The organism is Pseudomonas sp. GW823-FHT04A03 (assembly GCF_058796615.1).
This window is the reverse complement of record NZ_JBXAIV010000002.1, coordinates 173,737-197,643: the sequence shown is the minus strand read 5'-3', so window position 1 is coordinate 197,643 and position 23,907 is coordinate 173,737. Positions and strand designations below refer to the sequence as shown.

20 protein-coding genes are annotated in these 23,907 nt (G+C 62.7%); 11 read left to right on the top strand and 9 right to left on the bottom strand.

Annotated features, from left to right (window positions below; genetic code table 11):
- Positions 1 to 147: 147 nt before the first annotated feature.
- Genes emhC through emhA form a run of 3 tightly spaced genes read right to left on the bottom strand, consistent with a single transcriptional unit; the run spans position 148 to position 5,930 of the window.
- Positions 148 to 1,608 carry an efflux RND transporter outer membrane subunit EmhC gene (gene emhC, locus AC1Q9F_RS06800; protein ID WP_207985258.1) on the bottom strand — a complete coding sequence of 487 codons (1,461 nt, stop codon included), beginning with the start codon at positions 1,606 to 1,608 and terminating at the stop codon, positions 148 to 150.
- The gene (gene emhB, locus AC1Q9F_RS06795) at positions 1,605 to 4,769 is read right to left on the bottom strand and encodes an efflux RND transporter permease subunit EmhB (RefSeq protein ID WP_207985259.1); all 3,165 of its coding nucleotides are present in this window, start codon (positions 4,767 to 4,769) and stop codon (positions 1,605 to 1,607) included. The genes emhC and emhB overlap by 4 nt, the downstream gene beginning before the upstream one ends.
- Positions 4,770 to 4,772: 3 nt before the next feature.
- A complete protein-coding gene (emhA, locus tag AC1Q9F_RS06790; RefSeq protein WP_492619699.1) occupies positions 4,773 to 5,930 on the bottom strand; it encodes an efflux RND transporter periplasmic adaptor subunit EmhA in 1,158 nt (385 codons plus the stop codon).
- A gap of 266 nt (positions 5,931 to 6,196) precedes the next feature.
- On the opposite strand from emhA, the gene emhR reads away from it, so the two are divergent.
- Positions 6,197 to 6,829: an efflux system transcriptional repressor EmhR gene (gene emhR, locus AC1Q9F_RS06785; RefSeq protein ID WP_007957850.1), complete on the top strand. Its 633-nt coding sequence runs from the start codon at positions 6,197 to 6,199 to the stop codon at positions 6,827 to 6,829.
- 250 nt (positions 6,830 to 7,079) lie between these two features.
- On the opposite strand, the gene AC1Q9F_RS06780 is transcribed toward emhR, so the two are convergent.
- Genes AC1Q9F_RS06780 through AC1Q9F_RS06770 form a run of 3 tightly spaced genes read right to left on the bottom strand, consistent with a single transcriptional unit; the run spans position 7,080 to position 9,661 of the window.
- A complete protein-coding gene (locus tag AC1Q9F_RS06780) occupies positions 7,080 to 8,129 on the bottom strand; it encodes an alkene reductase (protein WP_492619700.1) in 1,050 nt (349 codons plus the stop codon).
- A gap of 32 nt (positions 8,130 to 8,161) precedes the next feature.
- The gene (locus tag AC1Q9F_RS06775; protein WP_007957864.1) at positions 8,162 to 9,325 is read right to left on the bottom strand and encodes an MFS transporter; all 1,164 of its coding nucleotides are present in this window, start codon (positions 9,323 to 9,325) and stop codon (positions 8,162 to 8,164) included.
- A 33-nt stretch (positions 9,326 to 9,358) separates the two neighbouring features.
- Positions 9,359 to 9,661, bottom strand: coding sequence for an ArsR/SmtB family transcription factor (locus AC1Q9F_RS06770; protein WP_007957866.1), 303 nt, complete (start codon positions 9,659 to 9,661; stop codon positions 9,359 to 9,361).
- 171 nt (positions 9,662 to 9,832) lie between these two features.
- On the opposite strand from AC1Q9F_RS06770, the gene AC1Q9F_RS06765 reads away from it, so the two are divergent.
- Positions 9,833 to 10,405, top strand: a complete 573-nt coding sequence (locus tag AC1Q9F_RS06765) for an acyl carrier protein phosphodiesterase (RefSeq protein ID WP_486965429.1) — start codon at positions 9,833 to 9,835, stop codon at positions 10,403 to 10,405.
- A 14-nt stretch (positions 10,406 to 10,419) separates the two neighbouring features.
- Here AC1Q9F_RS06765 and AC1Q9F_RS06760 read toward each other — a convergent pair whose 3' ends face one another.
- Positions 10,420 to 11,214, bottom strand: a complete 795-nt coding sequence (locus tag AC1Q9F_RS06760) for a lysophospholipid acyltransferase family protein (RefSeq protein WP_492619701.1) — start codon at positions 11,212 to 11,214, stop codon at positions 10,420 to 10,422.
- Positions 11,214 to 11,969: an L-ornithine N(alpha)-acyltransferase gene (olsB, locus tag AC1Q9F_RS06755; RefSeq protein ID WP_007957877.1), complete on the bottom strand. Its 756-nt coding sequence runs from the start codon at positions 11,967 to 11,969 to the stop codon at positions 11,214 to 11,216. Before olsB ends, AC1Q9F_RS06760 begins: the two co-directional genes overlap by 1 nt.
- Positions 11,970 to 12,122: 153 nt before the next feature.
- Between olsB and AC1Q9F_RS06750 the strand changes: the two genes are divergently transcribed.
- The 9 genes from AC1Q9F_RS06750 (at position 12,123) to AC1Q9F_RS06710 (ending at position 21,262) form a co-directional block, all read left to right on the top strand.
- Complete coding sequence (locus AC1Q9F_RS06750) at positions 12,123 to 13,028, top strand: acyl-CoA dehydrogenase middle domain-containing protein (protein ID WP_492619702.1); 906 nt, start codon at positions 12,123 to 12,125, stop codon at positions 13,026 to 13,028.
- Between the two features lie 31 nt (positions 13,029 to 13,059).
- A complete protein-coding gene (locus AC1Q9F_RS06745) occupies positions 13,060 to 14,139 on the top strand; it encodes a serine hydrolase domain-containing protein (protein WP_492619703.1) in 1,080 nt (359 codons plus the stop codon).
- The gene (locus AC1Q9F_RS06740; RefSeq protein WP_492619704.1) at positions 14,136 to 14,438 is read left to right on the top strand and encodes an amidase; all 303 of its coding nucleotides are present in this window, start codon (positions 14,136 to 14,138) and stop codon (positions 14,436 to 14,438) included. The genes AC1Q9F_RS06745 and AC1Q9F_RS06740 overlap by 4 nt, the downstream gene beginning before the upstream one ends.
- Positions 14,439 to 14,581: 143 nt before the next feature.
- The gene (locus tag AC1Q9F_RS06735; RefSeq protein WP_492619705.1) at positions 14,582 to 15,757 is read left to right on the top strand and encodes a M20 aminoacylase family protein; all 1,176 of its coding nucleotides are present in this window, start codon (positions 14,582 to 14,584) and stop codon (positions 15,755 to 15,757) included.
- A gap of 79 nt (positions 15,758 to 15,836) precedes the next feature.
- A complete protein-coding gene (locus tag AC1Q9F_RS06730) occupies positions 15,837 to 17,147 on the top strand; it encodes a citrate-proton symporter (protein WP_492619706.1) in 1,311 nt (436 codons plus the stop codon).
- Positions 17,144 to 18,601 carry an amidase gene (locus AC1Q9F_RS06725; RefSeq protein ID WP_492619707.1) on the top strand — a complete coding sequence of 486 codons (1,458 nt, stop codon included), beginning with the start codon at positions 17,144 to 17,146 and terminating at the stop codon, positions 18,599 to 18,601. The genes AC1Q9F_RS06730 and AC1Q9F_RS06725 overlap by 4 nt, the downstream gene beginning before the upstream one ends.
- Positions 18,602 to 18,660: 59 nt before the next feature.
- On the top strand, positions 18,661 to 19,431 hold the full coding sequence (locus tag AC1Q9F_RS06720; protein WP_207985270.1) for an IclR family transcriptional regulator: 771 nt from the start codon (positions 18,661 to 18,663) through the stop codon (positions 19,429 to 19,431).
- A gap of 81 nt (positions 19,432 to 19,512) precedes the next feature.
- The gene (locus tag AC1Q9F_RS06715) at positions 19,513 to 20,103 is read left to right on the top strand and encodes a YceI family protein (protein WP_085605441.1); all 591 of its coding nucleotides are present in this window, start codon (positions 19,513 to 19,515) and stop codon (positions 20,101 to 20,103) included.
- Between the two features lies 1 nt (position 20,104).
- Positions 20,105 to 21,262 carry a phospholipase D-like domain-containing protein gene (locus tag AC1Q9F_RS06710; RefSeq protein ID WP_007957893.1) on the top strand — a complete coding sequence of 386 codons (1,158 nt, stop codon included), beginning with the start codon at positions 20,105 to 20,107 and terminating at the stop codon, positions 21,260 to 21,262.
- Positions 21,263 to 21,425: 163 nt separating this feature from the next.
- Here the strand turns inward: AC1Q9F_RS06710 and bglX are convergent, their stop codons facing one another.
- Positions 21,426 to 23,717 (bottom strand): beta-glucosidase BglX, encoded by a 2,292-nt coding sequence (gene bglX / locus AC1Q9F_RS06705; protein ID WP_492619708.1) that lies wholly within the window; start codon positions 23,715 to 23,717, stop codon positions 21,426 to 21,428.
- Positions 23,718 to 23,907: the final 190 nt, after the last annotated feature.

Sequence of the window (23,907 nt, the reverse complement as noted above, 5' to 3'; positions counted from 1 at the left end):
TTGTTATTGGTTTTGTGGCTCGAATGGTGCGGGGCGCGGGCGAGGCGATTCAATCGGCGAAAGTGGAATTCGGGCGATTATCGAACGCAAGATTGGCAGGCAACAAAAAGCCCGCCAATCGGCGGGCTTTTTGTGTTCAGCGGATGATCAGAACAGCTTCATCTTCGGCGCTTCTTCTTTGAGCGGCTCGTTCTGCGCGGTCTGCGCATTCCAGCCACCGCCCAGTGCCTTGTACAGGTTGACCGCACTGGTCAGCTGCGCGAGGCGGTCGGTGATCAGCGATTGTTGCGCGCTGAACAGCTGACGCTGGGCATCGAGGAAGGTCAGGTTGCTGTCGACGCCAATGCGATAGCGACGCTCGGCCAGGCGGTAGTAATCCTGGTTGGCGGCGACGAAATCACGCTGGGCCTGCAACTGCTCGGTGTAGGTCTGGCGGGCGGCCAGGCCATCGGCGACTTCCTGGAAGGCCGTTTGAATGGACTTCTCGTAGTTCGCCACGCCAATGTCCTTCTGGATCTTGGCGTAGTCGAGGCTGGCGCGCAGGCTGCCGGCGTTGAAGATCGGCAGGTTGATCTGCGGCTGGAACAGCCACGTCCCCGAACCACCCTTGAACAGGCCGGACAGGTCCGGGCTCAGGCTGCCCGCGTTGGCGGTCAGGCTGATGCTCGGGAAGAACGCTGCACGGGCCGCGCCGATGTTGGCGTTGGCGGCCTTCAGGTTGTACTCGGCCTGAAGGATGTCCGGACGACGTTGCAGCAGATCCGACGGCAGACCGGCCGGCACATCGCTGAGCAGGTCATCCGACAGCGGTTTGGCCGCTTGCAGGTTGGCCGGCACGCCGGTGCCGAGCAGCAGGGTCAGGCTGTTTTCGTCCTGAGCGACCTGGCGGGTGTAGCGCGCCAGTTGTGCACGGGCGTTTTCAACCGAAGTACGCGACTGCGCCAGGTCCAGCGCCGAGGCCACACCGACTTCGTTGCTGCGGCTGGTCAGCTTGTAGCTTTCCTCGAAGGCACCGAGGGTGTCCTGAGTCAGCTTCAGCAGTTCCTTGTCGGCCTGCCAGGTCAGGTAGGCATTGGCCACGCTGGCCACCAGACTGATCTGGGTGCTGCGGCGCGCTTCTTCGGTGGCGAAGTATTGTTGCAGCGCTTGCTCGCTCAGGCTGCGAACCCGACCGAACAGGTCGAGTTCGTAGGCGCTGATGCCGACGGTGGCGGAGTAGGAACTGGTGATGCTCGATTCACCGGTCTGCGATGTCCGGGCCGGAACCCGCTGACGGCTGCCGCTGGCATTGGCCGACACGGCCGGGAACAGGTCGGCGCGCTGGATGCGGTATTGAGCCGCATAGGCGTCGATATTCAGCGCCGCGACACGCAGGTCGCGGTTGTTTTCCAGGGCGACCTGGATCAGCTGTTGCAGGGCAGGGTCGTGGAAAAACTGCTTCCAGCCCTGCTCGGCAGCAGCCTGCGCCGGTGCCTGGGCCGGCGAGTACGCCGGGCCCTGCGGGAATTGCGCGGCCACCGGTGCTTCAGGCTGCTGATAATCCGGTATCAGCGAGCAACCGCTCAGCACGAAGGCGGCGACTGCGATGGAGAGTAGCGACTTGCTCATTGGCCAGCCTCTTTAGGAGTTTCTATGGTGTCATCCTTGCCGGCGTTTTTGCGCTGACCCATGGACGACACAGTGACGAAGAACAGTGGAACCCAGAAAATCGCCAGGATCGTTGCGGTGAGCATACCGCCAATCACGCCGGTACCGATCGCGTGTTGACTGCCCGAGCCTGCGCCGGTGGAGATAGCCAACGGTACAACACCGAGGACGAAGGCCAGCGACGTCATGATGATCGGTCGCAGACGCATGCGGCAGGCTTCGATGGCCGCATCGCGCAGACTGCGCCCCTGCTCGTGCAATTCCTTGGCGAATTCGACGATCAGAATGGCGTTTTTAGCCGCCAGACCGATGGTCGTCAACAGACCCACCTGGAAGTACACGTCGTTCGACAGACCGCGCAGGCTGGTGGCCATCAGCGCACCGATGATCCCCAGCGGTACCACGAGCATGACCGCGATCGGAATCGACCAGCTTTCATACAGCGCCGCCAGACACAGGAACACCATCAGCAGCGACAGGGCGTACAGCGCCGGAGCCTGCGAGCCGGACAGTCGTTCTTCGTACGACAGACCGGTCCACGAGATACCCACGCCAGCCGGCAGTTTCTTGGCAATCGCCTCGACTTCGGCCATCGCTTCACCGGTGGAATAACCCGGCGCCGGGGCACCGAGGATCTCGACCGCTTCAACGCCGTTGTAACGCGCCAGCTTCGGCGAACCGTAGATCCACTCGCCCTTGGCGAACGCAGAGAACGGAACCATGGTGCCGGTTGCGTTGCGCACGTACCACTTCTTCAGGTCTTCCGGGCTCATGCGCGAGTCTGGCCGGCCCTGCACGTAAACCTTCTTCACTCGACCGCGGTCGATGAAGTCGTTGACGTAACTACTGCCCAGCGCAATCGACAGGGTGTTGTTGATGTCGGCGATGGTAATGCCCAGGGCACTGGCCTTCTCGTCATCGATTTCCAGCTGGAATTGCGGCTCGTCGTTCAGACCGTTCGGACGCACCTGCGTGAGCACCTTGCTCTGCGCGGCCATGCCGAGGAACTGGTTGCGTGCAGCCATCAACTTCTCGTGACCGATACCGGCGCGGTCCTGCAGGAACACGTCGAAACCGGTGGCGTTACCCAGCTCCAGTACGGCCGGCGGGGCGAAGGCGAACACCATCGCATCGCGGAAGCTGAAGAAGTGCTGCTGGGCGCGGGCGGCGAGTTTGAACACGCTGTTGTCGGCGTTACGTTCGTCCCACGGCTTGAGCATGATGAACGCCATACCCGAGCTCTGGCCACGGCCGGCGAAGTTGAAGCCGGTCACGGTGAACACCGAGGCTACTGCGTCGCCTTCACCGCCGTCCTTGGTCGGACGCAGCAGGAATTCACGCATTTCATCCACCACCACCTGAGTGCGCTGGGCACTGGAACCGGCTGGCGTCTGCACCTGGGCGAACAGAACGCCCTGGTCTTCTTCCGGCAGGAACGCGGTCGGAATGCGGGTGAACAGCCAGATCATGCCGACCACGATCAGCAGGTAGGCCAACAGATACGGCGCTTTGCGCGACAGCATGTTGCCGACACCGCGCTCGTAGCTGTTGACGCCCCGGTCGAAGTTGCGGTTGAACCAGCCGAAGAAACCTTTTTTCGGCGCGCCGTGCTCACCGTGCGGAATCGCCTTGAGCATGGTGGCGCACAGCGCCGGGGTGAAGATCAGCGCGACCAGTACCGACAAGGCCATGGCCGACACGATGGTGATCGAGAACTGCTTGTAGATCACACCGGTGGAGCCGCTGAAGAACGCCATCGGCAGCAATACCGCCGACAGAACGAGGGCGATACCGACCAGGGCGCCCTGGATCTGGCCCATGGATTTCTTGGTCGCTTCCTTCGGTGACAAGCCTTCTTCGCTCATCACCCGCTCGACGTTTTCCACCACGACGATGGCGTCGTCCACCAGCAAGCCGATGGCCAGCACCATGCCGAACATGGTCAGGGTGTTGATGCTGAAACCGGCCGCCGCGAGGATGCCGAACGTACCGAGCAGTACCACCGGCACGGTCATCGTGGTGATGACGGTGGCGCGGAAGTTCTGCAGGAACAGGAACATCACCAGGAACACCAGCGCAATCGCTTCGACCAAGGTGTGAACCACGCCTTTGATCGACTCGGTCACCACCGGAGTGGTGTCGTACGGGAACACCACTTCCATCCCTTGCGGGAAGAACGGCTTGAGGCTGTCGATGGTGTTGCGCAGTGCTTTTGCAGTGTCGAGGGCGTTGGCGCCGTTGGCCAGTTTCACCGCCAGACCGGAAGCCGGGCTGCCGTTGAACTGGGCGCTGATCGCATAGTTCTCGCCACCGAGGCCGACGTCGGCGACGTCTTTCAAGCGAACCTGCGAGCCGTCCTTGTTGACCTTGAGCAGAATCTCTTTGAACTGCTCGGCGGTCTGCAGACGGGTCTTGCCGATGATCGTGGCGTTCAGTTGCTGGCCCTGCACGGCAGGCAAGCCGCCGAGCTGACCGGACGACACTTGGACGTTCTGCGCCGCAATCGCGGTTTTCACGTCGACCGGGGTCAGGTTGAAGTTGTTCAACTTGGCCGGGTCGAGCCAGATACGCATCGCGTACTGGGCACCGAAGACCTGGAAGTCACCGACACCGGCGGTCCGCGAGATCGGGTCCTGCATGTTCGACACGATGTAGTTGGACAGGTCGTCCTTGGTCATGCTGCCGTCACGCGACACCACGCCGATCACCAGCAGGAAGTTCTTCACTGCCTTGGTCACGCGGATACCCTGTTGCTGCACTTCCTGCGGCAGCAGCGGGGTGGCCAGGTTCAGCTTGTTCTGGACCTGGACCTGCGCGGTGTCGGAGTTGGTGCCTTGCTCGAAGGTTGCGGTGATGGTCATGCTGCCGTCGGAGTTACTTTCCGAGGACACATAACGCAGGTTGTCGATACCGTTGAGCTGCTGCTCGATCACTTGCACCACGGTGTCCTGAACCGTCTGTGCCGAAGCACCCGGGTAGGTCACGGAGATCGCAATGGCCGGTGGCGCAATGCTCGGGTACTGGTTGATCGGCAGTTTCAGGATCGAAAGTGCCCCGACCAGCATGATCACCAGGGCAATTACCCAGGCGAAAATCGGACGGTCGATGAAAAATTTTGACATGGATTACTCCCCTTTGCCGCCGGCGGCTTTGTCAGCTGCCTGAGCGGGGGCCGGGTTCTTGTTGCCGACGTTGGTGGCTTCGCTTGGCTTGACTTCGATGCCAGGCTTGACGAATTGCAGCCCTTCGGTGATCAGACGATCGCCTGCCTTCAGGCCGTCTTCGATCAGCCACTGGCTGCCGACGGTGCGGCTGGCCTTGAGCTGACGCAGTTCGACCTTGTTGTCCGGGCCGACGACCAGCGCGGTCGGGGTGCCTTTGAGGTCGCGAGTCACGCCTTGTTGCGGTGCGAGGATCGCGGCGCTGTTCACACCGGCCTGCAACTGCGCGTGGACGAACATGCCCGGCAGCAGGGTGTGATCCGGGTTCGGGAACACGGCGCGCAGGGTCACGGAACCGGTGGTCTGATCGACCGACACTTCGGAGAATTCCAGCTTACCGTCGAGCTTGTACTGGCTGCCGTCTTCCAGGGTCAGCTTGACCGCAGCGGCGTTGTCGCCGGCTTTTTGCAGACGACCGCTTTCCAGTTCACGGCGCAGTTCCAGCAACTCGACCGAAGACTGGGTGACGTCGACGTAGATCGGGTCCAGTTGCTGGATCACGGCCATCGCGTCGGTCTGGCCGCTGCTGACCAGCGCGCCTTCGGTCACCGAAGAGCGGCCGATACGACCGGAGATCGGGGCGTAGACCTTGGTGTAGCGCACGTTGATCTGTGCGGTCTGCAACGACGCTTCCGACTGCAGGCGGTTGGCCACGGCAGTGTCGTATTCCTGACGGCTGACGGCCTGCTCGTCGACCAATTGCTTGTAGCGGTCGGAGATCGACTTGGTCGAACGCAGGTTGGCTTCAGCGCTTTTCAGGGTCGCTTCATAGACCGACGGATCGATCTGATACAGCTGCTGGCCGGCTTTGACATCGCCGCCTTCCTTGAACAGACGCTTGAGAATGATGCCGTTGACCTGCGGACGAACTTCGGCGATGCGGAAGGCGCTGGTGCGGCCCGGCAATTCGGAAGTCAGAGTAAAGGCTTGTGGTTGCAGGGTGACGACGCCGACCTGAGGAGGTGGTGCGGCGGGAGCCGCCTCTTCCTTTTTACATCCGCTGAGCAGCGATGCCAGGGCGACGGCAGTGACCAGAGCGGTAACAGCTGGCTTGAATTGCATGAAGATCCTCGGGTCAGGCGCGCGAAAAGCGCACAAGAAGTGTGGAAGGGTAAAAAAGGGTTACCGGGTGGATAAGTAGCTTGCTAAGGAATATACTTACGTTCATGGTTGTTTGTAAACACCTTGGCGTCGTATCCACCCTGTTACAAAAGTCGTCGCAAGGTCTGAAATTGTAGGCCGGGGAGCCGATCCGCGAGAGATCAACCCTTTTTTATTCAGCGGATATTCAGCCATCCCTGAAACATCCTGTTTGAGGTTTTACTGCCATGGTCCGTCGTACCAAAGAGGAAGCTCAGGAAACGCGCAGCCAGATTCTCGAAGCGGCCGAGAAGGCCTTCTATGAGCGGGGCGTGGCCCGCACGACCTTGTCGGATATCGCCACCCTGGCCGGGGTGACGCGCGGTGCCATCTACTGGCACTTCAGCAACAAGGCCGATCTGTTGCAAGCCATGCTCGATACCCTGCATGAGCCGCTGGATGAACTGGCCAAGGCCAGCGAAAGCGAGGACGAACCCGATCCGCTGGGCTGCATGCGCAAATTGCTGATTCATTTGTTTCATCAAGTTGCACTGGACCCGAAGACCCGGCGTATCAACGAAATTCTGTTTCATAAGTGCGAGTTCACCGATGAAATGTGCGATCTGCGCCAACAGCGCCGGACCGCCAGCCTCGATTGCAATGTGCGGATCGCGCTGACATTGAGTAATGCAGTCAATCGTGGGCAGTTGCCGGCAGACCTCGACACTGCCCGGGCAGCCATCAGCATTCACGCCTATATCGACGGCCTCCTTTATGGATGGCTACTGGCGCCGGACAGCTTTGAACTGTACGCCGAGGCCGAGCGCTGGGTCGATACGGGGCTGGACATGCTGCGCCTGAGCCCCAGCCTGCGCAAATGAAACAAAATTCGTTATTGGATCAGTTTGTGTCAATGACGGAGGAAGGTGAAGATCCCTGTTCACTCGCCCCGCTGCAATGGGATGCTTTTATATACCTCTGTGGCGCGGGTTGATATGTAGCGAGCTACGTATTTTGTAGGGATTTTGTGTCGAGCCTGTGAACGAATGTGAGCGCCTGACCCACCCGGCGACCAAATAAAAAGCCCCCGACTCTCACGAGTCGGGGGCTTTTGTGTTTCTGCGGTGTGGCTTACAGCGTCGGGTAGTCGAGGTAGCCGACTGCGCCTTTGCCGTAGAAGGTTTCCGGGTGCGGTTCGTTCAGCGGCGCATCGGCCTTCAAACGCGCCGGCAGGTCCGGGTTGGCAATGAACGGAATGCCGAATGCCACCGCGTCAGCCTTGCCCTCGGCCAGCCACGCGTTGGCGCTGTCCTTGGTGAAGCGCTCGTTGGCGATGTACGCGCCGCCGAAGGCTTCTTTCAGTTGTGGGCCGAGGCTGTCGGCGCCTTCTTTCTCGCGGGAGCAGATGAAGGCAATGCCACGCTTGCCCAGCTCGCGAGCGACGTAGGTGAAGGTCTCGGCCAGGTTGTCGTCGCCCATGTCATGGGAGTCGGCGCGCGGAGCCAGGTGCACGCCGACACGGCCGGCACCCCAGACTTCGATCGCGGCGTCGGTCACTTCCAGCAGCAGACGGGCACGGTTTTCCAGGGAACCGCCGTAGTGGTCGGTGCGCTGGTTGGTGCTGCTTTGCAGGAACTGGTCGAGCAGGTAACCGTTGGCGCCGTGGATTTCCACGCCGTCGAAACCGGCCGCCTTGGCGTTTTCCGCGCCGACGCGGTAGGCGTCGACGATGTCGGCGATTTCAGCGGTTTCCAGCGCGCGCGGGGTTGGATAGTCGGCCAGTGGACGAACCAGGCTGACGTGGCCTTTAGGCTGGATGGCGCTCGGTGCCACCGGCGCTTCGCCGTTCAGGTACGACGGGTGGGAAACCCGGCCGACGTGCCACAGTTGCAGGACGATCTTGCCGCCGGCCGCGTGAACGGCCTTGGTCACGTTGGTCCAGCCGCGCACTTGATCATTGGACCAGATGCCCGGGGTGTCCGGGTAGCCGACGCCCATCGGGGTGACCGAGGTGGCTTCGCTGAGGATCAGGCCGGCCGAGGCGCGTTGTACGTAGTACTCGGCCATCAGCGCGTTCGGTACGCGGCCTTCGTCGGCGCGGCAGCGGGTCAGCGGCGCCATGATGATGCGGTTGGACAGCTCGAGGTCGCCCAGTTTGATCGGATCGAAAATTGTTGCCATGAGATACAACCCTCGTGAGGTAAGTGAGTGAATCAGTTAGCGGTGGCCAGCTCGGGATTGCCGTTCTGGCGGAATGTGATCAGGGTCACCAGCAGTGCCAGGACCGCCAGCGCTGCCGCGGCGAGAGGGACGCTGGTCAAGCCGTAGCCGTGGGCGATGACGCTGCCGCCGACCCAGGCGCCGAGGGCGTTGCCGACGTTGAAGGCGCCGATGTTCAGGGTCGACACCAGGTTCGGTGCGGCCTGGCCGTAGGTCACGACGTTCACTTGCAGGGCCGGCACGGCGGCGAAACACGCGGTAGCCCAGAGGAACAGGGTGATTTCGGTCGGGATCAGCGCGATGCTGGTCCAGGTCAGGACGGTGGAGGTCACGGCCATGGCGATGAACACGCCGATCAGCGTCGCGGCCAGGCCCTTGTCGGCCAGTTTGCCGCCGATGATGTTGCCGACGGTCAGGCCCAGGCCGATGAGCATCAGGGTCCAGGTCACGCCACGGGGCGAGACACCGGTGACATCGCCCAGCAGCGGTGCGACGTAAGTGAACAGGGTGAATACCGACGCAGCGAACAGCGCAGTCATGCTCAGCGACAGCCAGATACCGGCGCCCTTGAGCGCGGCCAGTTCGGCGCGCATGTCGAGTTTTTCTTCGTCACGCTTGGCCGGCAGGAAGCGGATCAGGCCGATCAGCGCGATCACACCGATCACGGTCACTGCCCAGAAGGTCGAGCGCCAGCCGGCTTCCTGACCAAGCGCGGTGCCCAGCGGGACGCCCAGCACGTTGGCCAGGGTCAGGCCGGTAAACATCAGGGCCACCGCCGAGGCGCGTTTGTTCGGCGCCACCAGGTTGGCCGCGACCACCGAACCGATGCCGAAGAACGCACCGTGGCAGAGGGCGGTGACGACCCGGGCGAACATCAGCACCTCGTAGTCAGTGGCGATGGCGCAAAGCAGGTTGCCGATAATGAAGATGCCCATCAGCGTTACCAGTGCAGCCTTGCGCGGCAGTTTCGCAGTGGCCATTGCCATGAACGGTGCACCAATCGCCACGCCCAGGGCGTAACCGGTCACCAGCCAGCCGGCGCCGGGGATCGACACACCGAGGTCGGCCGCGACATTGGGCAGCAGGCCCATGATGACGAACTCGGTGGTGCCGATGGCGAAGGCGCTCAAGGCGAGTATGAGTAGCGAGAGGGGCATCGTTTAATCCTTTTGGCTGGCTGACGTTAAGGGTCAGAGCTCTTTGCTGAGGGTGCTGAGGAACGCCTGGATCACGTCCTCGTTGCGTTTGAAAAAGTGCCACTGGCCGGCTTTCTGGCTGCTGATCAGCCCGGCCCGTTGCAGGGTGGCCAGGTGGGCGGAAACGGTCGATTGCGACAGGCCGCAGCGTTGATCGATCTGCCCGGCGCAGATGCCGTACTCGTGGTTGTGGATCTGTTCCGGAAACTGGGCTTTCGGGTCTTTCAGCCAGTTGAGGATGTCTCGCCGTACTGGGTGTGCCAGGGCTTTTATTATTTCGTCGAGGTCAATGTTCATGGCTGGGTGCTCGTGATGTGTGTAGCGCTATATCGCGATGAAGCGAACTTTAAATCGGTACTTCGCGATATACCAATATGAATTTGATCTGATGACCGCATAAATCGGTATATCGGGTTATAACGATATGTGAGGTGTAAACAATTGCGGGCGCGGTGCTAAGCTGCGCCCATGAACTATCTCGCACATTTACACCTCGGTGGCCAGCGCCCCGGTCAACTGCTCGGCAGTCTGTATGGCGATTTCGTCAAAGGGCGGCTGCAAGGGCAGTTCGACCCGGAGATCGAAGCGGCGATTGCCCTGCATCGACAGATCGACGTGTTCACTGATCGCCATCCATTGGTGGACGCTTCACTGGCGCGGTTTTCCACGACTCGCCGCCGTTACGCGGGCATCGTTCTCGACGTGTTTTTCGACCATTGTCTGGCGCGGGACTGGACACAATACGCCGACCGGCCGCTCGGCCAATTCACCACCGACGTTTACCGCGTGCTGTCCAGCGAGCAGCAATTGCCCGAGCGCCTGGCGAAGATCGCCCCGCACATGGTGGCCAATGACTGGCTGGGTTCGTATCAGGAATTCGAAGTGCTGGAGCAGGTGTTGCGCGGGATCTCCCGGCGCCTGACCCGACCTGAAGAACTGGCGGGGGCGATGGAGGAATTGCGCCGGTTGTATGAACCGTTGAGCGAGGACTTTCGTTTGTTCTACCCACAGCTGCAGGACTTTGCCGGCCGGCAGCTGTAGATAGATGTCGCTGATCAGGCTGCGATCAGATCGCGGGCGTGTTGCGCTTCGACCGGTTTGACCACATCGCCGAACAAGGCTTTCTGCACCGCCTGCTGCGCCTCGAACGCCAGTGCCGCGCGTTCCCGGCCCTGACAGGCAATCGGCTTGAGCAGATGAACTTCCACATCGCCGCAGTCGTTGCTGAACAGGCGCATCAGGTGCGACAGCAGATCATCGTCACCAATGAACGGCGCCAGCGAATCGATCTTGCCATCGCGCAGGTAACGGATCGCCACCGGTTGCAGCTTCACTTCGGAATCAATCGCCGCCGACAGCAGGCGCCCGTGAAAGGTGCGCAGCGAACGGCCGTCGGTGGTGGTGCCTTCCGGGAACATCAGCAGCGGATGATCGGTTTGCAGGTGACGGGTCATCTGCTTGCGGATCAACTGGCTGTCGCCCGAGCCGCGACGGATGAACAGGCTGCCGGCCTTCGCTGCCAGCCAACCGGCTACCGGCCAGGTGCGCACTTCGGCCTTGGACAGAAATGAAAGCGGCGTGAGCATGCCGAGCAGGGGAATGTCGGTCCACGACACATGGTTGCTGACCCACAGCATCGGCTGCTTCGGCAGCTCGCCGTGAACGGTCACGCGAAAGGGCAGGGCATTGCTCAGACGCGCCATGAAAAACCGCGACCAGCGCTGCCGACGCTCCATCGAATGGGCCAGACCCAGACGTTCGAATACTCCGAAGACACTGGCCATGCTCAGGCCCAGTGTCACCACCAGCAGCACTCGCGCGATCCGCGCGTACACCCGCAGCCGGCTCATTACACGGCCGCCTTGAAGTGCTTGGCGTAGCGCGGGCAGAGTTCGTCGCGCTTGAGCAGGATGAACACGTCGGCGACCTGGAAATCTTCGTCCCAGCACGGCTCGCCGCAGATCTTCGCGCCCAGGCGCATGTAGGCCTTGAGCAGCGGCGGCATTTCGGCGATCACGTTCGACGGAATGTCGAGGCTCGGCAGCGGATTTTTCGGCTCGGCGCGCAGGTGTTCGGTGCACAGATAGCGTTCGCGCAGGCGCTGCATGATCGCGTGGGCCTGCACGCCGCCGTCCTGCATCGGGATGCTCGCGCAACCCATCAGATAGCTGTATCCGCCCTGATTGAGGACTTCGGCCAGTTCGCCCCAAAGTACGGCGATGGTGCCGCCGTTGCGGTAGGCCGGGTCGACGCAGGTGCGGCCGATTTCCAGGATCGGGCCTTGCAGACCGGCGAGGCCGTGCAGGCTGAATTCTTCTTCGCTGTAGAACTTGCCCAGGCTGCTGGCGGCGGTGTGATCGAGCAAACGGGTGGTCGCCACCAGGCGACCGGTGTTCAGGTCACGCACGCCGATGTGGCTGCAGTGAACATCATAGTCATCCATGTCCAGACCCAGCTCCGCGCCGTTCAGCTTGGCGTTGAACTCGCCGCTGAACACGTTGAAGCGCAAGGCCTGGGCTTGCTGCAAGGCCTCGGCGCCGATCAGGCGTTCGGCTTGCAGGCGGCGTTCATTGCCGGTGTCGCTGATGCGGGCGATCTGAGTCATGTGAATCTCCGTACGGGCCTTGAACCCGTCATGGGTTGCAGCCGATCGACTTTCTTTATGCAGCCGTGTTGTGCAAAGTCAGGCTATGTAGCCCCGGTGTCATCGCCATGAATGTTTGGTGATGCTTATATGACAGCCCACGAGGAGCCTCTGATGACCTGGTCGACCCTGCTTGAATGCCGCGAACGCCTGCCCGCTGTTGCCGACCTGGCGGAGGGCTTCGCCACGTTGCTGCATCAACTGGGCAGCGTGACGCCGTTCGAACTGGCGGTAGCAGGCGGGCGGCGAATGGCGACGCCGGGGCTGGCGTTTCTGGTGGGGTATCAGGCGGCGTTGCGGATGCTCTGGCCGAGTGCGCCGCCGAGCCTCGGCGCGTTGTGTGCGACCGAGCAGCGCAGCCTGCGCCCGGCGGACATGCAGACCCGGCTCACGGATCTGCGCCTCACCGGGCAAAAGGATTTCGTCACCGCCGGCGATGCGGCGGACTGGTTGCTGATCGCCGCGCGCAGTGAACAACCCGGCGAATCACCGCGCCTGAGTCTGGCGGTGGTGTATCCCGGCGAACCCGGCGTGCGGGTGGAAAAACTCCCGGCGCTGCCGTTGATGCCGGACATCAGCCATGGCCGGCTGCATCTCGACGATGCGTTGTGCGAGCTGCTCGCCGGGGATGGTTGGGATGCCTACGTCAAACCGTTCCGCACCCTTGAGGACGTTTACGTGCTGAGCGCGATGACCGCGTGGCTGTACGGCGTCGGTCAGGACAGTGGCTGGCCGCAGACGCTGCAATTGCGTTTGCTGGCGCTGTTGGCCGGATGTGCGGAAGTCAGTCGGCAGCCGCCGAACAATCCGGCGGGGCATGTGTTGCTTGGTGGCTTGTTCGCGCAGTTCGACGGGCTTAAAGCGGAAGTCGATCAGGCACTGCGCGACGGCAATCCCGAGTGGGCGACGATGTGGCAGCGCGATCAGTCGGTCATGCAACTGGCCGCAGGTGCGCGGGCCAAACGACTGGCCAAGGCGTTGGCGGCAAACCAAAACACATCTGTCATGAACGCCGGCTAGTCTTCTCAGGTTCATCCCCAGAGCCCTCACCATGTTCAAAGGCCTGTCCCTGTTTCTGCTGCTGATCAGCTTCACGGTTCAGGCCGAACAATGGCCGGGCGAGCAATGGCCGATCGGCCCGAAGATTGCCGGCCCGGCCGTCGAGGTTTTGGAGGCCTACGCCTTCCCGCCCCGCGATGACAGCACCCGAAAAGGCATCCGCACCGACGCCTTGCTGGTGATCCGCGACGGTCAGGTCATCTACGAACGCTACGCCGCCGCGACCACCGCCGACACTCCGCACCTGACCTGGTCGATCAGCAAAAGCCTGATGGCCACGGTGTTCGGTGTGGCGTACGGCGAAGGCCTGTTCAAGCTCGATGACCCGGCAGCAACGTTCTACCCGGCGCTGGAAAAACATACGGCCATCACCCTCAAGGATCTGCTGCACTGGGCCTCGGGCATCGACTGGCAGGAAGACTACGAATACGCTCCGCTGAAATCCTCGGTGGTGGCGATGCTCTACACCCGTGGCCATCGCGACATGGCCGCCTTCACCGCCGATCACGACAGCTACGCGCCAGCGGGCCAGGCGTTCCGTTATTCCAGCGGTGACAGCAATCTGTTGGCGGCGGCGCTGAAAACCATCGTCGGCCCGCAGCGTTATCCGGACTATCCGTGGACAGCACTTTTCGATCCCCTGGGCATCCGCCATGCCACGTGGGAAACCGACGCCACGGGCACCTTCGTCGCCTCTTCATATGCCTATTTGACTGCCCGGGATCTGGCGCGAATCGGTCTGTTGATGGAGCGGGACGGACGCTGGAACGACCGGCAATTGCTGCCCAAGGATTGGGTCGCCTTCAACCGCCAACCCTTCGCCGGCTACAAGGCTCATCAGGACGAAGCCGTGCCCGGCGGCCAGTGGTGGCTCAATCGCCCGGCAGACGGCGCGCCCCCACCATGGCCCGACGCACCGCCCGACACCTTCGCCGGCCTCGGCCACTGGGGGCAGGCGCTGTACGTGATCCCGAGCGAAAAACTGGTGATCGTGCGCTACGCCGATGACCGCGACGGCAGCTATCGCCACAACGAATTGCTCAAGCGCGTGCTCGGGGCGGTGCGGCCATGAAACTGTTCAGACGAATCCTGCTGGTGCTATTGGTCGTGCTGCTGGGCTGGGGCTGGCACGAGCGCGAAAACCTGTGGGCCTTCCCGGACATCATCAGCGCCTACACCGCCAAGGAATATTGTTCGTGCCGCTACGTCATGAATAACGACACCGAATATTGCCGGGGCTACGTGAAGCAATGGCTGCCCAGCGAACTGACCGATGACCGCACGCAAAAAATCGTCACCGCCAGCGGCCTGGGACGCAGAAACAGCGCCCAGTGGCAAGGCGAACGCCAGGGCTGTCGCCTGCAACCCTGATCCGGTTCCACCCTGTGGAACCACATTCGATTGTCCTCTCGCGTGTCTCGCGGTTATCTGACGGTGAGCACGACCTGCCGTTCACGTGTCGTGAAACAACACCGAACAACAAGACCGGGAACACCCGCGCGAGGAGAACCGTCATGCCCCGACATCAGCACATTCTGGCCTGGCTCAACGATGTAGCCAGCGACCTGCACGCCACCCGCCAGGACATTCACGCCCACCCTGAACTCGGTTTCGAAGAAAGCCGCACCTCGGCGCTGGTCGCCCGGTCGCTCGAAGACTGGGGCTATGAAGTCCACACCGGCGTCGGCAAGACCGGCGTGGTCGGCGTGCTGCGCAACGGCAGCAGCACGCGCAAACTCGGGCTGCGGGCCGACATGGATGCGCTGCCGATCATCGAGAACACCGGCGTCGCCTACAGCAGCCGCCATCAAGGCTGCATGCACGCCTGCGGGCATGACGGGCACACCGCGATGCTCCTCGGTGCGGCGCGTTATCTGGCCGCAACCCGCCAGTTCGACGGCACCCTGACGCTGATTTTCCAGCCCGCCGAAGAGGGGCAGGGCGGGGCGGAAGCGATGCTTGCCGATGGCCTGCTCGAGCGTTTCCCGTGCGATGCGCTGTTCGGCATGCACAACATGCCGGGTCTGCCGGCGGGGCATCTGGGCTTTCGCGAAGGGCCGATGATGGCTTCGCAAGATCTGCTCACGGTGACGATTGAAGGCGTCGGCGGCCACGGCTCGATGCCGCATCTGGCGGTGGATCCGCTGGTCGCCGCAGCCAGTGTGGTGATGGCTTTGCAAACCGTCGTCGCGCGCAACATCGATGCGCAGCAGGCGGCGGTGGTGACGGTCGGCGCATTGCAGGCCGGCGAGGCGGCTAACGTGATTCCGCAACAGGCGATCCTGCGCCTGAGCCTGCGGGCGCTGAACGCCGAGGTCCGCGAACAGACCCTGAACCGCGTGCGCTCGATCATCGAAGCCCAGGCCGAAAGCTTCGGCTGCACCTCGACCATCGAGCACCGCCCGGCCTATCCGGTGCTGGTCAACCACGCCGCCGAAACCGAGTTTGCCCGTCAGGTCGGTGTCGAACTGGTCGGCGCCGATGCCGTCGATGGCAACACACCCAAACTGATGGGCAGCGAGGACTTCGCCTGGGTGCTCCAGCGCTGCCCCGGCGCCTACCTGTTCATCGGCAACGGCGTGGCGCGGCCGATGGTGCATAACCCGGCCTACGATTTTAACGATGACATTCTGCTGACCGGCGCGGCGTATTGGGGCGCGCTCACCGAGAGTTGGCTCAAGCCGGCCTGATTTCTTCACTTTTTGCTGCCGCTGGAACGCAGGTGCGCACGTGCCTGCGTGGTCAACCAACAGCTTCTGGAGAATCCCCATGCAGAGTTCGAACGCAGGCGTTTCGCGCACCCGGCAAGTGGTCGCCGCCGTCATCGGCAACGCCCTGGAATGGTACGACTTCATCGTTTACGGCTTTCTGGCGAGCATCATCGCCCGGCAATTTTTCCCGTCCGACGACGATTACGCCTCGCTGCTGATGGCGCTGGCGACCTTCGGCGTCGGCTTTTTCATGCGCCCGGTGGGCGGCATCCTGCTCGGCATCTACTCCGACCGCAAAGGTCGCAAAGCCGCGATGCAGATGATCATCCGCCTGATGACCGTGTCCATCGCCCTGATCGCGTTCGCGCCGAACTACGCCGCCATCGGCATGGGCGCGCCGCTGCTGATCGTGGTGGCGCGGATGCTCCAGGGCTTTGCCACGGGCGGTGAATACGCCAGCGCCACGGCGTTTCTGGTGGAGAGCGCGCCGGCCCATCGCAAGGGTTTGTACGGTTCGTGGCAACTGGTCGGGCAATGCCTGGCGGTGTTCAGCGGCGCGGCGATGGTGGCGCTGGTCACGCACCTGTTTTCCCCCGAGGCACTGGACAGTTGGGGCTGGCGGATTCCGTTCGTGATCGGCCTGTTGATCGGCCCGGTGGGCTTGTGGATTCGCAAGCACATGGAAGAGCCGGAAGAGTTTCTCGAGGCGCGCAAGAAAGCCAAAGGCGCCGCGCCAGGCCTGTTGCAGGTGCTGCGCGAACATCGCCGCAGCCTGCTGGTGTCGATGGGCCTGGCGTGCGGGGCGACGGTGTCGTTTTACGTGGTGCTGGTGAACATGCCGACCTTCGCCCACAAGAACCTCGGCCTGCCGCTGGATCAGGTGTTGCTGGTGCAGATGCTCGCGGTGGGGTTGATGACCGTGGTGATTCCGTTCTCCGGCGCACTGTCGGATCGCCTCGGTCGGCGGCCGGTGCTGATGGCCTTCACTCTGGCGTTTTTCGTCATGGTCTATCCGCTCTATGTTTGGGTCGCGGCGGTGCCGTCGATCGAGCGTTTGCTGGTGATGCAACTGCTGCTGTGCACGGCGATTGGCGGGTTCTTCGGCCCGGCCCCGACCGCACTGGCCGAACAGTTTCCGATTGAAGTGCGCTCCACTGGCGTGTCGGTGGCCTACAACGTGGCGGTGATGGTGTTCGGTGGTTTCGCGCCGCTGATCGTCACCTGGCTGAGCAAAGTTCTGAACACCCCGGTGGCGCCGTCGTTCTATGTCTTGTTCGCTTGCCTGCTGACCCTGCTCGGTACTTACTGTTTGCAGGAGGCCCCGCGTGCAAAGAAATCCGTTGCGCTCAACCTGGGAGTGAAACCGTGAGTCCGTTAGCCATTGATCCGATTGTCGCCCTCGACGCCGATGCGCTGTCCCGGGCGATCCATGCGCGCAAGGTGTCGTGCCGCGAGGTGATGCAGGCGTATCTGACGCACATCGACCGCTTCAATCCGGCGGTCAACGCGCTGGTCTCGCTGCGCCCGCAGAATGTGTTGTTAAGCGAGGCCGATGAGTGTGATCGGCAACTGGATCGCGGCGAATCCCGGGGCTGGATGCACGGTATGCCCCAGGCGATCAAAGACCTGGCGGCTACCGCCGGATTGCGCACGACCCTCGGCTCGCCACTGTTCGCCGAACAAGTGCCGCAGCACGATGCGATCAGCGTGGCGCGGGTTCGCGACTGCGGCGCGATCATCATCGGCAAGAGCAACGTCCCGGAATTCGGCCTCGGCTCGCAAACCTACAACAGCGTGTTTGGCACCACCACCAACGCCTACGATCCGGCCCTGATCGCCGGCGGCAGCAGCGGCGGGGCAGCGGTGGCGCTGGCCCTGCGCCTGCTGCCGGTGGCCGACGGCAGCGACATGATGGGCTCGCTGCGCAATCCGGCGGCGTTCAACAACGTGTTCGGCTTCCGCCCGTCTCAAGGTCGCGTGCCCCATGGCCCGATGCCGGAAGTGTTCGTCCAGCAACTGGCCACCGAAGGGCCGATGGGCCGCACGGTCACCGACGTCGCGCGGTTGCTCTCGACTCAGGCCGGCTACGATCCGCGCGTGCCGCTGTCGCTGGCTGATGAGCCACGGGATTTCGGGCTGGATCTGCAACAGGACTGCAGCGGTCTGCGTCTCGGCTGGCTCGGCGATTACAACGGCTATCTGCCGATGGACGACGGCGTGTTGAGCCTGTGCGAATCGGCGCTGGCGGATTTCAGTGCCTTGGGTTGTCAGGTCGAGGCCTGTCAGCCGGACTTTTCCATGGAGCGCCTGTGGCAGACCTGGCTGACGCACCGGCATTTTCTGGTGCAGGGCAGCCTCGGCGCCGCCTATGCCGATCCGCAAAAACGGGCGCTGCTCAAGCCCGAAGCACAATGGGAAATCGAGGGCGGTCTGCGTCTGACGGCAGCCGAGGTCTATCAGGCGTCGGTGGCGCGCAGCGAGTGGTATCGCGCGTTGAGCGAGTTGTTCGAGCGTTACGATTTCCTGCTGCTGCCCACCGCCCAGGTGTTCCCTTTTGATGCACAGCAACCGTGGCCGCGAGTCGTCGGCGGGCAAACCATGGACACCTATCACCGCTGGATGGAAGTGGTGATCGGCCCGACCCTGGCGGGGTTGCCGAGCATCAGCGTGCCTGTGGGTTTCAACCCGGCCGGGCTGCCGATGGGCCTGCAAATCATCGGCCCGGCCCAGGCGGATCGGGCTGTCCTGCAACTGGCCTACGCCCATGAACAGCTGACCCGCTGGGTCGAACGGCGACCGCCGGCATGCCTGCAATCGGCCTGAGCGGCCCGCATCTTGCTGCACGAAGTGATCTTTCATCCACATCCATGGAGGTCGAACACATGGGCAGCAAGGCAGACACCGGCAGCGTGCGCTCGGTCGAACGGGCGCTGGCCATCGTCGAGTTGCTCGGCGAGCATCAGGCGTTGGGGCTGGAGGAATTGCACTACCTGACGACCCTGCCCAAAGCCACGGTGTCGCGAATGCTCGCGACCTTGCAGGAGCAGGGCTGGATCTATCGCGGCCTCAGCGACCGCCGCTACCGGTTGTGCGCCAAGCGCCTGTTCGGTGATCGCCAGCAACGCTTCAAACGCCATCTGGTGGAAAGCGCTGCGCCGATGTTGTTGGAGTTGAGCGAGCGCACCGGGCTGGTGGCGGATCTGTCGTGCTTTGACGGCGAACGGGTCGAAGTGATGGAAAGCGCGATCCCGCAAGTGCTGCGCAAACGCTATCCGACCAACTGCCAGATCGTCGGCCATCACGCGAGCCTGTTTCATTCGGCGATGGGCCGGGCCTGTCTGGGAGAGCTCGACAGCCAGGACGTGATGCGTCTGGCCGAGCGCGAACAACTGGCGGATGACGGTGTATTGCAGGCCACCGAGCAAGCCTTGCATCAGGGCTTCGGCCAGCGTACCGAAGGTTACTGGGAATACCCGGTGCGCCTGCCGTTCCTGATCCGCGCGGTAGCCTTGCCAATCCGTGCCCAAGGGCGGCTGGTCGGCAGCATGGCGCTGCACTGGCCGATGGATCAGGCGCCGGTGGAGCGGGTGCTGAGCCTGCACCTCAACAGCCTCGCGTCGACCATTGGCGAAGTGCAGCAGGCATTGGCCTGAGCCTTAGCAGAGACTGACAGTTTGCAATAACGCCACGGCCAGTTAAGGTTCGTGCAGGTTTATCGGCCCCACGAGTCTTCAATGTTCAACCGTTCTCTGTGCAACGCCTTCGCCGGCCTGCTGCTGGGCGCCGCTGCGCTGCCGGCCCAGGCCAACTGGTATCTGGACGGCGAGTCGTCGCGGCTGTCGTTCGTCAGCACGAAAAACGCCAACGTGTCCGAAGTGCAGCGCTTTCTGGTGCTGCACGGCAAGGTCGATCCCGATGGCCGCGCCGTGGTCGAAGTCGAGCTGGACTCGATCAACAGCGGCATCCCGCTGCGCGACGAGCGCATGCGCAAGGAGTTGTTCCAGATCGAGCAATTCCCCGAGGCGACCATCACCACGCAAATCGACCTGCGCCCGATCAACGATCTGGCCCCCGGCGCGCAGCTTGAATTGCGCCTGCCGCTGACCGTCAACCTGCACGGCAAACAGCATGAGTACCCCGCCGAGCTGCTCGCCACGCGCCTTGATGACCGACGCTTTCAAGTGGTGACGCTGGAGCCGCTGGTAATCAGCGCCGAGGATTTCGATCTGCTGCCGGGCCTGGAAAGCCTGCGCAACATGGCCGGCCTGTCGGCCATCAGTCTGTCGGTGCCGGTGGGTGCGGTGCTGATCTTCACGGCGCGCTGACATGCGTGGCGCGGTGTTTCCGTGGCGTGATGGCAACCGCTTCGAGCTGTTGATCGACGGCCCGCAATTCTTCCCGCGCATGCTCGACGAGATTGCCCGCGCCCGCGAGCAGATCGAACTGGAGCTGTATCTGGTGGAAGCCGGCGCCTGTGCCGAAACCATCGTGCAGGCGCTGGTGCTGGCGGCGGAGCGGGGCGTGCGGGTGCGTTGCCTGTTCGACGATTACGGCAGCCTCGCCTTCACACTCACGCTACGTCGGCGGCTGACCGGCGCCGGGGTCGAGCTGCGTTTTTACAACCGGCTGAACTGGCGGCGCTGGGTCGGCAATTTCTATCGCGATCACCGCAAGCTGTTGCTGGTCGACCAGCGTCTGGCGGTGGTCGGCGGCACCGGGGTCACCGACGAATTCTGGACGCCGGGCCACGACACCAGCGAATGGCACGAGGTCATGGTGGAGATCACCGGCCCGCTGGTGCTCGACTGGCAATTGCTGTTCGACCGCCAATGGATCGCCAACCGCCATCGCCGGGCCTGGCGGCCCAACGCGCATTTCGGCCTGCCAAGGCTGCCCCGCGTGCCGGACACGGGCGAGGGCATGGGCCGCGTGGCCTACGCCGACGCCCGCCAGCACCGGGACATTCTGCAATCGCTGTTTCGCGCGCTGAACAGCGGCCAGAAACGCATCTGGCTGGCGACGCCGTACTTCCTGCCGACCTGGAAAATCCGCCGCTCCCTGCGCAAGGCCGCCGCCCGTGGCCTCGACGTGCGCCTGCTGCTGACCGGGCCGCGTACCGATCATCCGTCGGTGCGTTACGCGGGGCATCGCTACTACCCGCGCCTGCTCAAGGCCGGGGTGAAAATCTACGAATACCAGCCGTGTTTCCTGCACCTGAAAATGGTGCTGGTGGACGATTGGGTGAGCATCGGTTCGTGCAATTTCGATCACTGGAATCTGCGCTTCAATCTTGAAGCGAATCTGGAAGCGCTGGACCCGTCATTGACGGCAGCGGTGGCGGCAAGTTTCGAGAAGGACTTCGGCCTGAGTCAGCAGGTGAGTCTGGAGGAATGGCAGCGCCGGCCGTTGTGGCGGCGGGTGAAGCAACGGATCTGGGGCTGGGTGGATCGGGTGGTGGTCAACTTGCTGGATAGACGCGGCTAGTCGCAGTTGATCGTCCCCACCTCAAACCGTTGATCGTTCCCACGCTCTGCGTGGGAATGCCTCAATGGACGCTCTGCGTCCGCTTTGGGACGCAGAGCGTCCCGGGCTGCATTCCCACGCAGAGCGTGGGAACGATCAGATCCGAACGATCAGGGTGCAGGGATTACAGCAACTCAAAGCTCTGCTGCGTCACATCCTGGGAATCCAGGCCGATCTGCACGTTGAACTTGCCAGGCTCGGCCGCGTACTTGAGCTGGGCGTTGTAGAACTTCAGGTCATCTTCGGTGATGGTGAAGTGCACGACCTTCTGCTCGCCGGCCTTGAGCATGATTTTCTGGAAGTTCTTCAGCTCTTTGACCGGACGGATCATCGAACCGGTGACGTCCTGGATGTACAGCTGCACCACGGTTTCGCCGTCACGCTTGCCGGTGTTCTTGACCATGACACTGGCGTCGAGCTTGCCGGTGGCGTTCAGGGTGGTCGAGGACAGCGCCATGTCGCTCAGGCTGAAGTCGGTGTAGCTCAGGCCGTAACCGAACGGGAACAGAGGCCCGGTGGTGTCATCGAAATACTGCGAGGTGTAGTTGCCCGGTTTGCCCGGCGTGAACGGCCGGCCAATGCTCAGGTGGTTGTAGTAGGTCGGGATCTGGCCCACGGAGCGCGGGAAGGTCACCGGCAGTTTGCCCGACGGGTTGTAGTCGCCGAACAGCACGTCGGCGATGGCGTTGCCGCCCTCGGTGCCGCTGAACCAGGTTTCCAGAATCGCGTCAGCCTGTTCTTTCTCTTCGAGGATGGTCAGCGGACGACCGTTCATCAGCACCAGCACCAATGGCTTGCCGGTGGCTTTCAGGGCACGGATCAGCTCGCGCTGGTTTTCCGGGATGTTCAGGTCGGTGCGGCTCGACGATTCGTGGGACATGCCACGGGATTCACCCACGGCTGCAACCACTACGTCTGCATCCTTGGCGGCTTTCACCGCTTCGTCGATCAACACGTTGGCCGGACGCGGGTCATCGACCACTTCCGGGGCGTCGAAGTTGAGGAAGTTCAGGTAGTCGAGAACCTTCTTGTCGCTGGTGATGTTGGCGCCACGGGCGTAGATCAGGTTCGCCTTGTCGCCGATCACATTGCTCATGCCGTCGAACAGGGTCACCGATTGCGCCGGACGACCGGCGGCAGCCCAACTGCCCATCATGTCGATCGGGGCCTTGGCCAGCGGGCCGACCAGTGCGACTTTGGCGGTTTTCTTCAGCGGCAGGGTTTCGTTCTGGTTCTTCAGCAGCACCAGGCTGCGACGTGCCACTTCACGGGCGTCGGCGCGGTGCAGGCGGCTGTCGGCGTAGGTGTCGGCCGGATCGTCTTCAGCCTTGCCGATGCGCAGGTACGGGTCCTTGAACAGGCCCATGTCGTACTTGGCGGCGAGGACTTCACGCACCGCGTTGTCGATGTCTTTCTGTTCGATCTCGCCGGACTTGAGCAGCCCCGGCAGCTCTTTGCCGTACAGGGTGTCGTTCATGCTCATGTCGATGCCGGCCTTGATCGCCAGCTTCGCCGCTTCACGACCGTCGCGGGCCACGCCGTGCTTGATCAGTTCGAAGATCGCGCCGTGGTCGCTGACCGCCAGGCCCTTGAAGCCCCAGTCCTTGCGCAGCAGGTCGTTCATCAGCCAGGTATTGGCGGTGGCCGGAATGCCGTTGATCGAGTTCAACGCCACCATCACGCCGCCGGCGCCGGCGTCGATGGCCGCGCGGTACGGTGGCAGGTAGTCCTGGTACATCTTCACCGGGCTCATGTCGACGGTGTTGTAGTCGCGACCGCCCTCGACAGCGCCGTACAGGGCGAAGTGCTTGACGCTGGCCATGATGCTGTCGGCTGCGCTCGGGGTCTCGCCCTGATAGGCCTTGACCATGACTTTGGCGATGCGCGAAGTCAGGTAGGTGTCTTCACCGAAACCTTCGGAGCTGCGGCCCCAGCGCGGGTCGCGGGAGATGTCGACCATCGGCGCGAAAGTGATGTCGAGGCTGTCGGCGGCGGCCTCTTTGGCGGCAACGCGCCCGGACTGGCCAATGGCGTCCATGTCCCAGCTCGATGCCAGAGCCAGCGGAATCGGGAAAATCGTACGGTGACCGTGGATCACGTCGTACGCGAAAAACATCGGGATCTTCAGGCGGCTGCGCATGGCAGCGTCCTGCATCGGACGGTTTTCCGGGCGGGTGATCGAGTTGAAGGTGCCGCCGATGTTGCCGGCGGCGATCTCTTTGCGGATCAGCTCGCGGGGCATTTCCGGGCCGATGCTGATCAGGCGCAACTGGCCGATCTTCTCGTCGAGGGTCATTTGCTTCATCAGGTTACTGATGAACGCGTCCTTGTTTTCCAGGGGTACCGGGGTCGTGGCGGCCAGTACTTGATGACTGGCCAGGCTGACGAACAGGCCCAGCAAACACAGCTTCTTCATGAATAGTTTTCTCAAGGGCCTAAACGGCGTTGCATTGCCGGCCAGCCAAAATTTAGGGAGCGACTATTGTTGTTCGGGTGCTGATTCAGAAAACGACAGCCGAATGTACGTCGAAAGTTTCGGCGACGTGATCGCGCAGGGCCTCTTTTTAGCCCATCGGCCCGCTGCAATCCAGTGGCGCGGGCGATTA